This window comes from Neobacillus sp. SuZ13 (assembly GCF_030123365.1).
Lineage (GTDB): Bacteria > Bacillota > Bacilli > Bacillales > Cytobacillaceae > Neobacillus.
In genome coordinates this window covers 3,264,055-3,276,554 of sequence record NZ_CP126107.1, presented here as the reverse complement: position 1 = coordinate 3,276,554, position 12,500 = coordinate 3,264,055, and the positions used below count along the sequence as shown (strand labels likewise).

The following is a 12,500-nucleotide window of genomic DNA, read 5'->3' as shown; positions in this document are numbered from 1 at the left end:
TCAGAAAATGGACATTCACTTACTAGCAATGTTGTAAAATTGGATGGACCGATGGATATTTATAGTATTGCCTAATAGCTAGGGAAATCCCTTTTGCAATATTAGTGGCCATTGTGTAAATAAGATGAAGGTTCGTGGATAGTAAAGAACATTCTAATGTTGGATCATTTTCCAACACAACCCCCATAATACTGCAGTCTCCAATCAGGGGAAGTTTTTTTCCTAAACCGGACCCAGGCAGGAGGGACCCGTCACGAACCACGATGGAATTAACGATTCTTTCTGAACCGAGAACACTATCGATAGCAATGACAAAACTATTTTGGGGCAGAGTAATCTGTGAAACCTCAGGGACAAGTGTTTGTCCATCTAAGGGTGACTGTAGATTCCCGACTACTGTTAAGTGTTGTGGATATAGATTTTGAAGCAAGGTACCAACAAATGGACCAAGACTGTCACCATTTATTATATTTGAACCTATTCCAATCACGAAAATATGTTCTGTTCCTTCAGGAATGATAGAATGTAAGCTGTCGCGAATAAAAAATGGTGCTAGCTTATGATTAAAAGGAATAATTTTTTCAAACAAATCGAGCCTAACGTTCAAAGCGTTCATCCTTATTTCCCCCAAGCCTCAAAATGCAAATTAGTAAACTAACAAATATCGTAGTTGTCTGATAATATTTAAATATTCTGCATTTATTAAAATTATCCTTCCATATTATTTTAAAAACAAGGAGGAATTTAGGTATGATTATTCAAAAAGCATCGATGAATGAATTGGGACCGTTAACAGAATTATTTGATTTATATCGGGTTTTTTATGAGCAAAAGTCTGATTTGGAGGGTGCACATGAGTTTTTAAAAGCTAGATTAGTGAACGAAGAATCCATTGTTTTTTTGGCGGTTGAAGGGAGCAATCCTGTTGGTTTTGTTCAGTTGTATCCAACCTTTTCGTCTGTAAGTATGAGGAGGTCATGGGTACTAAATGATTTGTATGTGAAGGAACAATACCGTGGAAAGGGTGCTGGAGAACAATTAATACATAAGGCGATTCAGTTTGCTAAGGAAACAGGAGCAAAAGGCATTATGCTGGAAACAGGTAAGGGAAATCACAATGCACAGCGGCTCTATGAAAAAATTGGTTTTGAAAAAGAATCAAATTATTTTTATTATTACTCCATTTAAGAAAAGCGGAAGCGCCCTGCTCAGCGGCGTATGGCCTGGAGCGCTCCAACTGAGATAAAGGAAACACGAAGAGCCGGAGGCGATTCGATGTTGACTTATCGTAGGGCGGAGAGCGAAGGTCACTAGTCGCTAGGGCGGTGGAGCTAGACAGTAATCTAAGTTCAAAAACTTATACTTTCTTATCAGATAAAAAGGATGCTAGCAGTGGCATCCTTTTTGTGTGCGGTCATTCTATTGTAGAAGGGAAATTGTCTCTTTATCACATATCACAAAAAGTTGGGCGTCCTCAGGGATATTACTATCTAGCTTTTGATTAATATGAAGGTCACCTCGGTCTGCCACCAGGGTTGCCCCTTTATTAAGAAGGTCCTCAAAGGCATTCCGATAGGTCTTCCATTCAGGTCGTGTAGGTATTTCATACATGGCTTCCCCATATTGAATGCTCATTAATTCAGAATACATATGTGTGACACCGTGGGAAAATAAAGATCTTACTTCAGCGTGTGAGATCATTTCTTGAGTAGGAATAAACTCATCGACATTTACATGCTCAAATAACCGGATGTGCTTTTGATTAATCACTTCGGCAGTAACGTGAATCGATTTATGTAATTTTTCTTCTATGGAAGTGATAGCCGTTGCAATTAATAGGGTTTTTCCATCGACTAGTACTTGGTCAGGAGTTGCATAATTATCCTGGGTAATTTGGTCGGCAAAAATAATTACTCCCTTTGCAGTCGGTAGATTTGCATTAAAAAGGGTTTCTTCATGGGTGGCATCTCCACGGACATAATATAGACGCTTTTCGATTAAGGGGGCTTTTTCTAAATTATCAATGATGACAATATCTATTTTTTTATCCGTTTTTAGAATTTCTTCGATGGCTAATTTCGATTTCGCACTCCAACCAATCAAAATGATATGGTCTTTTCCCGTATACTTCATATTGCCTCCAACTTTCATTTTATCAATTAGAAAGACAGAATTGAAAATTTTTCCGATAAGCACACTGACAAGTCCGATTCCAGTAATATAGAGAAAGATTGTATACACCTTACCAGCATGCGTAACAGGGGCAAAGTCTCCAAATCCTACGGTTGCCAGTGTGGTCAAAACCCAATAAATAGAGGTAGTATATGTTTTAAATGTTGTCGGTTCAATTATATAAATTCCTAAGGCTGCCATTAATATGTATAAAAAGACAAATGGAATAAAAATTTTATCCCGAACCTTTATTAAATGATAAAGTATTTTTCTCATTTTCATCCCCATATGCATCCAACCCTATCTATTTCAAGTAAATATTACTTATATTTCCCTTTTTTTGTAGAATAATGAAATATGATCATATGCTTTGACCATTTTTTCCATAAAAAAAGGAAAGTGGTCGAACCACTTTCCTAAAGAAGGAAAACTTTTATGGGTTAGTACATCATATGTAGCAGCTTGTACATGCATGTAGTAAACCTGTCCATATTAAAAAAATAATTTAAAAAAAGAGGCCTATTTTTTAAAAAAAGGATTAGCAAATTTTTTGAATAAGCCCGATAGAATTATTTTTGGGTGAGTTAACTAAGGAAGAAACTTCGTAAGTCTCCATTAGGCTTTCATCGAATGGGACGAGTAGTTTATTTAAATCATTGGGGTTTGACACGGATGAGTCCAGCCAGATTTTTTCATCGTCCGGCTTCAAAATAACAGGCATCCGATCATGAATATCTTTCATAAGGTCATTGGGTCCGGTTGTAATGACAGAACAAGTATAGAGTGTTTTTCCTTCAGGGGATTTCCAAGCTTCCCATATGCCCGCCATTGCAAACAAATCATCGGACTTTAGTTTAATCCGCATAGGTGTTTTGCTGTTGTCCTCATGCCGCTTCCATTCATAAAAGCTGTCTGCAATGACTAGACAGCGCTTTTTTTTGAAGGCGTTTCTAAAACTGGGCTTTTCAGCTAATGTTTCTGCTCTGGCGTTAATCATTTTATGGCCAATGGCAGGATCTTTGGCCCAAGGCGGAACCAAGCCCCATTTTAAAAATCCCATCCGATTGGATTTCCCATCATTTATGACAGCAAGGACGGCTTGAGATGGAGCAATGTTAAAACTGGGCTCATAATTTTCTTGTTCAATAAAGGCTTGAATATCGAAACGATCAATGATTTCTTCGAACGTTGCTGTTAATGTGAATCGGCCGCACATACAATGTTCACCTCACAATTTGGTTGCTTATATTGTAGCAAACATCATTGGATGAAGGAATAAAAAGGAGACCGCCACGTTTGAATATGGCGGTCTCCTTCCTAAAATTAATGGGATCTACGTGCAAAATCGACAAAGCGAAACTTATCAGGCCGATGTCTTGATTCGGTATATTGAAAGAGGGTGGCATCATCTAAATAAACGTAGTTTTTAATGACGACAATATTATGAAAATCTTCAAGGTCTAGTAGGGATTGATCTTCTAGTGAAGGCTCCTCCACGACAATTTCCTTTTTGGCAAAGCTAATTGTCAAGTTCAATTCATTTTCGATGTACTGGTAAATTGAATCGGCACAAATTTCCTCTGTTAGCGAAGGAACGTATTTTTTTACTAAGAAATCTTTATCCAAGATAATTTTCTCGCCGCCCATTTCCCTTGTTCGAATGACTTTCCACACAAGGTCTTTACTGCCGAGTTGAAGCTGCTGTCTGACAAAGCCATCCGGCTTGATTAACTCCATTTCGTTCACAATCGTTTTCGGCTTACTGCCCATTTTATTGGCAAGTTCTTTAAAGCTTACTAGGCCCGAAACAGGAAAATCAAATTTGCTAATGTCGATTACAATCGAACCTTTGCCTCTAACTTTTTGAATATAGCCATTTTGTGAGAGCAAATTTAACGCCTTCCGGATCGTCTCCCTGGATGTCTCGAATTGGTCTTTCAATTCGTTTTCAGAAGGGAGAAGCGTTTGGGGCGGGATTTCTCCGCTTTTAATTTGCTCGACAATGATGTTATAGATTGTTAGATACTTGTTCGTCATAATGACATCTCCGTTCATCTTTTCAGGTAATACACAATCGACTCATATGGCCGTAATAAGATTTCCTGGCTTAGTGAAATCGAATCCTCATAATTAGAGAGTAACATCTCACTCTCATCCACTTCAAGATGTAAATGAGAGGGAAGGACGAAGATATGCTCTTTGGCATAAAAATTATTGATGACAAGTAATTGTTCCGTATCACTTGTTCTTAAGTAGGCAAATACCGAATCATCCTCATTGGAAATCGGCTGATATTCTCCATCCGTAATTACATCATACTCTTTTCGCAATTGAATCAGTTTTTGATAATGGAAAAAGATAGAGTTTGAATCTTTGAGTGCTTTTTCCGCGTTGATTTCCTGATAATTACGCGCTGTTTGGATCCATGGAGTCCCATTTGTGAAACCTGCATGCGCAGTTGCATTCCACTGGACCGGTGTTCTTGAATTATCACGGGATTTTTGTTTCAGGATTTCAATAATCTCATGCTCATCCATGCCTTCATTTTTCTTGATGTTAAAAATATTTAAAGATTCAACATCCCGATATTCATCAATTGAGTTAAAGTTTGGATTGGTCATCCCAAATTCTTCGCCTTGATAAATATACGGAGTTCCTTGGAGCATATGAAGGGCAGTTGCCAGCATTTTCGCCGACTCTTTAAGGTAATTTTGATCATCTCCAAAACGGGAAACAACGCGTGGTTGGTCATGATTACACCAGAAGAGGGCGTTCCAACCTCCGCCTTGATTCATTCCCACTTGCCAGTCAGATAAAATTTGTTTTAAAGAATGAAAGTCAAAGTCTGCTTTCGTCCATTTATCACCATTTGGATAGTCGACCTTCAAATGATGGAAGCTAAAGGTCATGTTTAACTCTTCTTGCGTAGGGTTCGTGTATTTAATGCAATTATCGATCGATGTTGACGACATTTCACCGACCGTCATAATGTCGTATTTGGAAAAAACCTGTTCGTTCATTTCATGTAAAAATTGATGTATTTTTGGTCCATCCGTATAGAATTTACGTCCATCACTGTCATCCTGAGGGAAGCTTTGGTCTTTGGAAATTAAATTGATTACATCGAGACGGAAGCCATCGACACCCTTTTTTAGCCAAAAGTGCATCATTTCATATAGTGCAGCGCGAACTTTTTCATTTTCCCAGTTAAGGTCTGCTTGGGTAACATCGAATAAATGAAGATAGTACTGTTCGGTGTTCTTGTCATATTCCCATGCAGAACCACCAAATTTTGATTCCCAGTTTGTTGGCGCTTGCCCGTTCTTACCATCCTTCCAAATATAGAAGTCACGATATGGGTTATCCTTCGAGCTTCGTGCTTGTTTAAACCACTCATGCTCTGTTGATGTGTGATTGATGACGATATCCATAATGATTTTTAAGCCGCGTTTGTGGGCTTCTGCTAATAAGCAGTCAAAATCTTCCATCGTACCATATTCTTCCTGAATAGAGTAGTAATCGCTGATATCATAGCCATTATCCCGTTGTGGAGATTTATAGATAGGGGTAAGCCAAAGGACTTCCACACCTAGTTGTTTTAGATAGTCTAATTTTTCTATAATGCCTTGAATATCGCCGGTTCCATTTCCGGTCGTATCATTAAAGCTTTTCGGATAAATTTGATAAACGACTGCTCTTTTCCACCAGTCTGTTGTCATTTTTCAGCACCTGCCTATAAGTAATCTAATGAGGAAAAGGAGGGAGCATGTCTCCCTCCAAACTATGTGATTTTGCTGTTATTTTTTAAAAGAAAATTTATTCATGCGTGTTTTAGAAAAGACAACCGTTAGCATGAATGGAACCACAATGGCTACTACCATGGCAATCGCAAACATTGCCATATGCTGCCCCTGGATAGATAAGAATCCAGGAATACCACCTACACCGATAGAGTTAGCCATAACATGGCTGCCAACGGAGACAACCCCTGCAATCATGGAACCAATCATTGCAGCAAGGAATGGGAAGCCATACTTTAAGTTAATCCCGAACATTGCCGGTTCTGTTACCCCTAAGTAACAAGAGATAGCTGCTGGAATCGAAACTTGTTTTTCTTCTTCATCTTTACGATTAATAAAGATCATCGCAAGAACAGCAGAACCTTGAGCGATATTAGATAGAGCAATCATTGGCCATAGGTTTGTACCGCCAAGTTCACTCATTAATTGTAAGTCAATCGCATTTGTCATATGGTGTAAACCAGTGATAACAAGTGGGGCATAAGCGAATCCGAAGATTGCCGCAAAAATCCATCCAAATGCTGAGGTTAAGCTAGAATACACAACATGAGAAATTCCAGAACCAATGCTCCAGCCGATAGGGCCTAATACTGTATGAGCAATTAACACTGTTGGAATTAATGCTAAGAATGGAACAACGATCATGGAAATGGAATTAGGAACAATTTTACGTAACCTTGTTTCTAAGAATGCTAATACTAATCCGGCCAAAATCGCAGGGATTACTTGTGCTTGGTAGCCAATCATTTCAATCTTCGCAAATCCGAAATCCCAGAAAGGAATTTCTTTTGCATCCGCTACAGCATATGCATTAAGCAATTGCGGAGAAACAAGAGTGATTCCGAGGACGATCCCAAGGATTTGGGAACCACCCATTTTCTTCGTAACCGACCAAGTAATACCGACTGGAAGGAAGTGGAACACCGCTTCGCCAATCAACCATAGGAAAGCATGAACGCCCGCCCAGAACTGAGAAACCTCGGTAATTGATTTTGTCCCACCATCAAGTAATTTGATATCACCGATGATGTTTCTAAAGCCTAGGATTAAACCACCTACAACCAGCGCTGGAATTAAAGGTGTAAAGATCTCAGCGAGGTGGGCCATCATGCGTTGCAACCAATTCATATTTTGTTGTGCTGCTACTTTTGCTTCTTCTTTAGAAGTGCCATCCACACCAGCAATTTTGACAAATTCATTATAAAAACTAGAAACTTCGTTCCCAATGATGACTTGGAATTGTCCAGCTTGGGTAAAGGTACCTTTTACAAGTTTAATGGATTCGATTTCTTTAACATCGGCTTTGCTTGGATCGTTTAAAACAAAGCGCATTCTTGTCACACAATGAGTGACCGCAGCAATGTTCTCTTTACCGCCAATGTGTTTTAATAGATCTTTTGAAGGATCTGTGTAGTTCGTCATTTGTCTTTCCCCCTGTTTAAATGGGTAACCCCAATTTCTATCTTCTAGTTTTTTCTCACTCTCTATACAAGTTGTGGTTGCGTTTTCAGTATAACATCGCGTCTTGTATATACAAGTTGTGATTACGTTTTCATTCTAACTTGTATATACATGTATGTCAACTATGAATTAAATAGTTTTACCAAAAACAAATAATGGGAATAAACAATGGAATTCATGTTCTTATCATAAAAGGGAATTTCTTGATTTTCCCTGTGCCTTTTGTATCACTTTTCTACTTTAAAGCATAAATGATTGATAGAATTTTTAGAAAATGGTAATATAAAGATGTTTAAATTCTTCTGAGTTTAGACCTCCTAATTAGGGACTTGGCATAGACCACCAAGTTCTCATTTAAACCTTTGAATTCATTCAAAGGTTCTTTTTTTTGGATTGGAGAGGAAGGCACGAAGACTCCTGCGGGAGTAGGGGGCAGGGGAGACCCCGCAGGAGCAAAGCGACGAGGAGAAGGAAAAGCGGAAGCGCCTTGTTCAGCCCCGACAAGCGCTGGAGGGCCTGACGTTGAAGTCGTTCTTTGACTTCAGCGGCAGGACCGAAGCGACCTCGAGGGGCTAGGCGCTGTAGCTGGACAGGCTCCCCGGCACGCCCGGAACCGCTCGTGCCTGGAACGGAATTCAACAGTCAAGTTTAACACAGCCTTTTTAATAAAAATCATGATTCCTGGGTACTTTGGTATTATATGAAGGGCGTAGGAGGCACACAGCCATTGGAATTTAATACAATTAGTAAATGGGATGCACAAATATGGAAAGATCAAATCAGCCCTATTTACCACCGAGCATTCGATGGAAAGGGAGCAAAGCCGGAGAAAATCATACGTAATATGTTTCGCAAACAACTTTGTTACCTACATATCGGGATAGAGGAGAATCAGGTAGTGGCCATGGCACTAACAGGCATACTGGAAGGCACCGATGCTTTAATCATTGATTATCTTGCTGTCGATTCTATGTGGCAGCATCGCGGGATTGGCATGAAGATGATGCGGTATATCCAAGAATGGGCACTGACCAAAGGAAATGTGAAAAGTATCGTGATTGAAGTAGAATCTGAAGTGACACCCGAAACACTAGCCAGAAACCAATTCTGGAAAAAGTGCGGCTTCATAATGACAGAATACATAAACCATTACATCTGGGTCCCTGAATCCTATCGTGCGATGTATTTAATATTGGTGCCTGACACCAATATACCTAAATACGGTGAGGAACTGTTTAAGTATATTGAAAGGTTCCATAAGGCATCGTATCAAGGTGCATAATCCGGAAGGGTAAAATAAATTTTTTTGAAAGGCAGGTCTTTTTGTGGGCTGTGTAGTAAATAATACTGAGGTTTTCTTTGGAAGGGGAGTTATCTATGAAGGGGCAAGCGACACCTTATTTAATGTTTGGTGGTAAGGCAAAAGAGGCTTTACATTATTACAGAGATGTATTCGGCGGGGAGATATCCAATCTCCAAACTTATGGTGAGGCGGACTATCCTACGCCTCCAGAGGCACATGATCGTATTATTCATGCCCAATTTAAATGTGGTGATTTATTCTTAATGGCATCAGACGCGTTTCCTGGGAATTCCGTAGTGGTTGGAAATAATATCTCCTTAACGCTGGAATTTGAAAGTGAAGAAGAAATCCAAAAGATTTATGATGCTCTGAGTCAAAATGGTCAAGTATTTATGGAACTGCAGGATACTTTTTGGGGAGTAAAATACGCGAAGGTCAGAGATACTTATGGTGTAATTTGGGATTTAAATTATACAAAATCCTAATTAAATAAAGAGAGAGGAGGCTGGATTCCTTCGCCCCCTCTCTTTACATATAAAGACCCGCTAGGAAAATTCCCAGTGACTTTTTGTAAATATCATCAAACATGGACAAGGGAAGTGGATTGATTCCGCGCCCGAGCTCAATTGTAAAGCCTGTTCGCTGCCAGTCTTGTATAAACCAGTCCTTGTAACCGGCGTAACTAGCAATCGTTTTCACCGGTTCATACCCACTGACGCGGCTAAATTCTTGGACGATCACCTCAGACTCAGCAGGCTCAAGATTTTCAAATCCCCAGTAGATGACCTCACCCTGTGTATGGAAGGCTAGCACTCGTGCAAAATCCCGTTCTTTTGTTAGATTTGCCATCGCAATGGCTTCGGGCTCTAACAATGGTTTTTCGCCCACATAGTCTCGTGGTCCAGGCTCATTTGGGTTCCGCGCTTTCTCTAATTCCCATCTAGCAGGGAATTGGTCATTAAGATCAACACCTCGAATATTTGCTTTCCATTCTGTAAAGTCAGTGCTTCCTTTATTAAATTCAACCACTCTTGTTTGCCATTCTTCCTGATCAGGAGGTCCGTTTAGAACGAGGTCAACTCCATCTGGATTTACCATAGGGACGATGGATAATGTACTTTGTTGGTAAAGTGGAAAAGCATTTAATCCTCGGATAGGTTGATGATTTGTTAAGGATAATAGGTAATCATTTAAAAAAGTCATAATGGCCAAGGAAGTAATCCATTCATTGGCATGAAAGGAACCATTATAATGAACCTTTTTTTCACCTGTTCCAACCATGATCTCTGGAATGTCTCTTCCGAGAACAGTCTTTCCGATGTTTGAAACTTGTAAAAATGGATATATCTCTTTTAATCTGTTGATATCTTTTAACAGATTGCTGTAATCATATTTTTGGCCACTTTGCACAAGTCTCCAGTTAATCCTGGAAGGAACCTTTATGATTCGGCCCGGACTGAGGTTTGAGGGATCTAATTCAGGGTTAGTTAACTCCATTGCTTCAAGAGGGAGGTTCATCTGTTTAGCAATGCTCCATAAGGAGTCTCCTTGTTGAATCTGATATTCTTTTGCAACAAAACCTGGAATCCGTACCTTCTGGCCGACAGAAAGATTATTGGGATCAATCTTTGGGTTGGAATCATTAACGAGCTGTAAATTAACCTGAAACATCTGGCTGAAATGCCATAATGAATCTCCTTGTCTAACAACAATCTCCATTTATGCCCACCTGCTTAAAAAAAATTGTTTAATTATATCTATGCTTTAGGGAATAAAATATTAGTTAGAATTAAAGTGCCCAGGCGAACCATTAATCTAAAAATCTTTCCCTCCATTCAGGCAATGGAAGCATACAGCTCTCTTTTTTTCCAAACCATTTATATCGATTGTTTGCCACAATGTCATATAGAAAGTCCCTTGAAAAAGGAGGGAGGAACCGGAGGATCGATAATAAGGGCCATGCTCTGCCTAGCTTACTACAAACCCGGAGTGCTGCACTTGATTTGATATAAAATTTGTCATTTTCTAGGAGGACAAAACTCTTTAAATCATTGTTTAAGCCATGCTTTTTTAAAAGTGACTGGCCCGTCTCGCTTTGGAGAGAAGCAAACTTGAATAAGCCAATGGAATCTCTTTTTATTATAAATTGCACACTGTTATTGCAAAGATTACAAACTCCATCAAATAAAATGATCCGTTCCAAAGTTTCACCTCCTTTTTTCTTCGTGTATGTTTTCCTTAGTTTAGCATATTTCTTAAACTGGTCGCTCATATAGGTATTTTGGTTCTTTTAATATTAAAAATATTCTTGCAAAACGGGAAATCCATCCTATATATTGGAAAAGAAACCAAAATTGTTTAGTTTATCTTCATTTGTACAGAGATAGAGGGGGCAGAGGTATGGGATTTAATGATGGCTTTGAGATTATCGATATTATGTTTATCATTATCCCTATTTTTATTGTTCTTGTAGCAGGCTTCATTTTGTTTATGTTTATTAAAGGGATTAAAATGTGGAGTCATAATAATAAACAACCACGTTTAACTGTGGCTGCGGTTGTTGTCTCGAAGAGATTGCAAGTGAGTGGAGGAGGGGGTGATCATTCTTCCAGTACATGGTACTATGCCACATTTCAAGTTGAAAGTGGTGACCGGATGGAATTTAGTGTGGGCGGTCGGGAATATGGTCTGCTGGCAGAAGGCGATGTCGGCGAGCTACAATTCCAAGGCACAAGATACCATGGATTTACACGAAACCAAGCAGGGGAATAGGAAGCTAAAGGAAACCTAAAAAAGGAACAAACATGAGAAACCAAAAACCAATGGTTTCTCCATTTTTTAAAGTCAGTGTCCATTGGAGACGGACAAATCTCCAAAGTGTCCACAACTGGTGCCTGACACCATATAACGCCACCATGGAACAACACCATTTAAAGACATAAAAGGAATTTGATTTCCAGGTGAATTTTCTTTAGAAATTAGGAAAGTATGTTTATTTCCACGATTTTTATGGTATTATGGAATGTGTTCGACATTTTCAAGTTAGTATTCTAGGAAATTTCAAATTGTTTTTAGGAGGGAACTTACTTGAAGAATATAATAAAAAGAGCTCCCTACTTACTTTTCTTGCTGGTCATTCCCGCTTTGGCCAAAATATATGAATTATTAAATTCCCGTTCACATAGATCGATTGATATTAGTACTTCTATTGACCATGCGATACCGTTTTTGTCAGTGTTTATCATTCCCTACATCATCTGGTATGCTTATATCTTTGGGTATCTTGTATACTTTTGTTTTAAGGATACAAAAGTATACCTGAAGACGTTAATATTAATTGTTGTGGGAGAATTAATTTGTTTTGTTATATATTTCTTTTTCCAAACAACAGTTCCAAGACCAACCATTGTAGGGGATAATTTCTTTAATAATCTAGTTCAATGGATTTATGCACATGATCGTCCTTTTAATTGTTTCCCAAGTATTCATGTGCTTACAACATTTACTATCATGCTTGCTTCACTTCATATTAAAAATAAACATGTTATTCATCATTTATGTATCCATATTATTGGGACATTAATTATCATTTCAACGCTGTTTGTTAAGCAGCATGTCATTTTCGATATGATTGGATCCATGTTCCTTGTTACTTTCCTGTATGGGATTGCATTCGAATTATTGTCATTTAACCATAAACCAGAAACAGCATTCGTTAAAGAAAAATAGTTTGTTAATTTAATAAGCTATAAAATCTTCCTAAT

Annotated in this window: 13 protein-coding genes; 5 read left to right on the top strand and 8 right to left on the bottom strand. The window is 38.7% G+C overall.

Annotation, left to right across the window (positions count from 1 at the left end):
• Window positions 1–22: 22 nt before the first annotated feature.
• Entirely contained in the window at window positions 23–616 is a 594-nt protein-coding gene (gene yyaC, locus QNH17_RS16110; protein ID WP_283873509.1) for a spore protease YyaC, read from the bottom strand.
• 134 nt (window positions 617–750) lie between these two features.
• Here yyaC and QNH17_RS16105 point away from each other — a divergent pair, with 134 nt between their 5' ends.
• On the top strand, window positions 751–1,188 hold the full coding sequence (locus tag QNH17_RS16105) for a GNAT family N-acetyltransferase (RefSeq protein ID WP_283873507.1): 438 nt from the start codon (window positions 751–753) through the stop codon (window positions 1,186–1,188).
• Between the two features lie 231 nt (window positions 1,189–1,419).
• Here QNH17_RS16105 and QNH17_RS16100 read toward each other — a convergent pair whose 3' ends face one another.
• The 5 genes from QNH17_RS16100 to treP form a co-directional block, all read right to left on the bottom strand.
• Window positions 1,420–2,448, bottom strand: a complete 1,029-nt coding sequence (locus tag QNH17_RS16100; protein WP_283873505.1) for a potassium channel family protein — start codon at window positions 2,446–2,448, stop codon at window positions 1,420–1,422.
• Between the two features lie 262 nt (window positions 2,449–2,710).
• Window positions 2,711–3,388, bottom strand: a complete 678-nt coding sequence (locus tag QNH17_RS16095) for an SOS response-associated peptidase (protein ID WP_283873503.1) — start codon at window positions 3,386–3,388, stop codon at window positions 2,711–2,713.
• 107 nt (window positions 3,389–3,495) lie between these two features.
• A complete protein-coding gene (gene treR / locus QNH17_RS16090; protein ID WP_283873502.1) occupies window positions 3,496–4,209 on the bottom strand; it encodes a trehalose operon repressor in 714 nt (237 codons plus the stop codon).
• A 14-nt stretch (window positions 4,210–4,223) separates the two neighbouring features.
• Window positions 4,224–5,891 (bottom strand): alpha,alpha-phosphotrehalase, encoded by a 1,668-nt coding sequence (treC, locus tag QNH17_RS16085; protein WP_283873501.1) that lies wholly within the window; start codon window positions 5,889–5,891, stop codon window positions 4,224–4,226.
• A 78-nt stretch (window positions 5,892–5,969) separates the two neighbouring features.
• Window positions 5,970–7,394: a PTS system trehalose-specific EIIBC component gene (gene treP / locus QNH17_RS16080; protein WP_283873500.1), complete on the bottom strand. Its 1,425-nt coding sequence runs from the start codon at window positions 7,392–7,394 to the stop codon at window positions 5,970–5,972.
• Window positions 7,395–8,160: 766 nt separating this feature from the next.
• On the opposite strand from treP, the gene QNH17_RS16075 reads away from it, so the two are divergent.
• Complete coding sequence (locus QNH17_RS16075) at window positions 8,161–8,715, top strand: GNAT family N-acetyltransferase (RefSeq protein WP_283873499.1); 555 nt, start codon at window positions 8,161–8,163, stop codon at window positions 8,713–8,715.
• Between the two features lie 95 nt (window positions 8,716–8,810).
• Window positions 8,811–9,221 (top strand): VOC family protein, encoded by a 411-nt coding sequence (locus QNH17_RS16070; protein ID WP_283873497.1) that lies wholly within the window; start codon window positions 8,811–8,813, stop codon window positions 9,219–9,221.
• A gap of 43 nt (window positions 9,222–9,264) precedes the next feature.
• On the opposite strand, the gene QNH17_RS16065 is transcribed toward QNH17_RS16070, so the two are convergent.
• Window positions 9,265–10,455 carry a M14 family metallopeptidase gene (locus tag QNH17_RS16065; RefSeq protein ID WP_283873496.1) on the bottom strand — a complete coding sequence of 397 codons (1,191 nt, stop codon included), beginning with the start codon at window positions 10,453–10,455 and terminating at the stop codon, window positions 9,265–9,267.
• Between the two features lie 91 nt (window positions 10,456–10,546).
• Window positions 10,547–10,939, bottom strand: a complete 393-nt coding sequence (locus QNH17_RS16060) for a thiol-disulfide oxidoreductase DCC family protein (RefSeq protein ID WP_283873494.1) — start codon at window positions 10,937–10,939, stop codon at window positions 10,547–10,549.
• A 197-nt stretch (window positions 10,940–11,136) separates the two neighbouring features.
• Between QNH17_RS16060 and QNH17_RS16055 the strand changes: the two genes are divergently transcribed.
• Entirely contained in the window at window positions 11,137–11,508 is a 372-nt protein-coding gene (locus QNH17_RS16055; RefSeq protein WP_283873493.1) for a DUF2500 domain-containing protein, read from the top strand.
• A gap of 315 nt (window positions 11,509–11,823) precedes the next feature.
• Window positions 11,824–12,465 (top strand): phosphatase PAP2 family protein, encoded by a 642-nt coding sequence (locus QNH17_RS16050; RefSeq protein ID WP_283873492.1) that lies wholly within the window; start codon window positions 11,824–11,826, stop codon window positions 12,463–12,465.
• Window positions 12,466–12,500: the final 35 nt, after the last annotated feature.

Excerpts from the sequence above, each read along its gene's own strand:
- treC (WP_283873501.1), bottom strand. The coding sequence starts at position 5,891 with ATGACAACAGACTGGTGGAAAAGAGCAGTCGTTTATCAAATTTATCCG.
- QNH17_RS16105 (WP_283873507.1), top strand. The coding sequence starts at position 751 with ATGATTATTCAAAAAGCATCGATGAATGAATTGGGACCGTTAACAGAA.
- QNH17_RS16055 (WP_283873493.1), top strand. The coding sequence starts at position 11,137 with ATGGGATTTAATGATGGCTTTGAGATTATCGATATTATGTTTATCATT.
- treR (WP_283873502.1), bottom strand. The coding sequence starts at position 4,209 with ATGACGAACAAGTATCTAACAATCTATAACATCATTGTCGAGCAAATT.
- QNH17_RS16070 (WP_283873497.1), top strand. The coding sequence starts at position 8,811 with ATGAAGGGGCAAGCGACACCTTATTTAATGTTTGGTGGTAAGGCAAAA.
- QNH17_RS16100 (WP_283873505.1), bottom strand. The coding sequence starts at position 2,448 with ATGAGAAAAATACTTTATCATTTAATAAAGGTTCGGGATAAAATTTTT.
- QNH17_RS16065 (WP_283873496.1), bottom strand. The coding sequence starts at position 10,455 with ATGGAGATTGTTGTTAGACAAGGAGATTCATTATGGCATTTCAGCCAG.
- treP (WP_283873500.1), bottom strand. The coding sequence starts at position 7,394 with ATGACGAACTACACAGATCCTTCAAAAGATCTATTAAAACACATTGGC.
- yyaC (WP_283873509.1), bottom strand. The coding sequence starts at position 616 with ATGAACGCTTTGAACGTTAGGCTCGATTTGTTTGAAAAAATTATTCCT.
- QNH17_RS16095 (WP_283873503.1), bottom strand. The coding sequence starts at position 3,388 with ATGTGCGGCCGATTCACATTAACAGCAACGTTCGAAGAAATCATTGAT.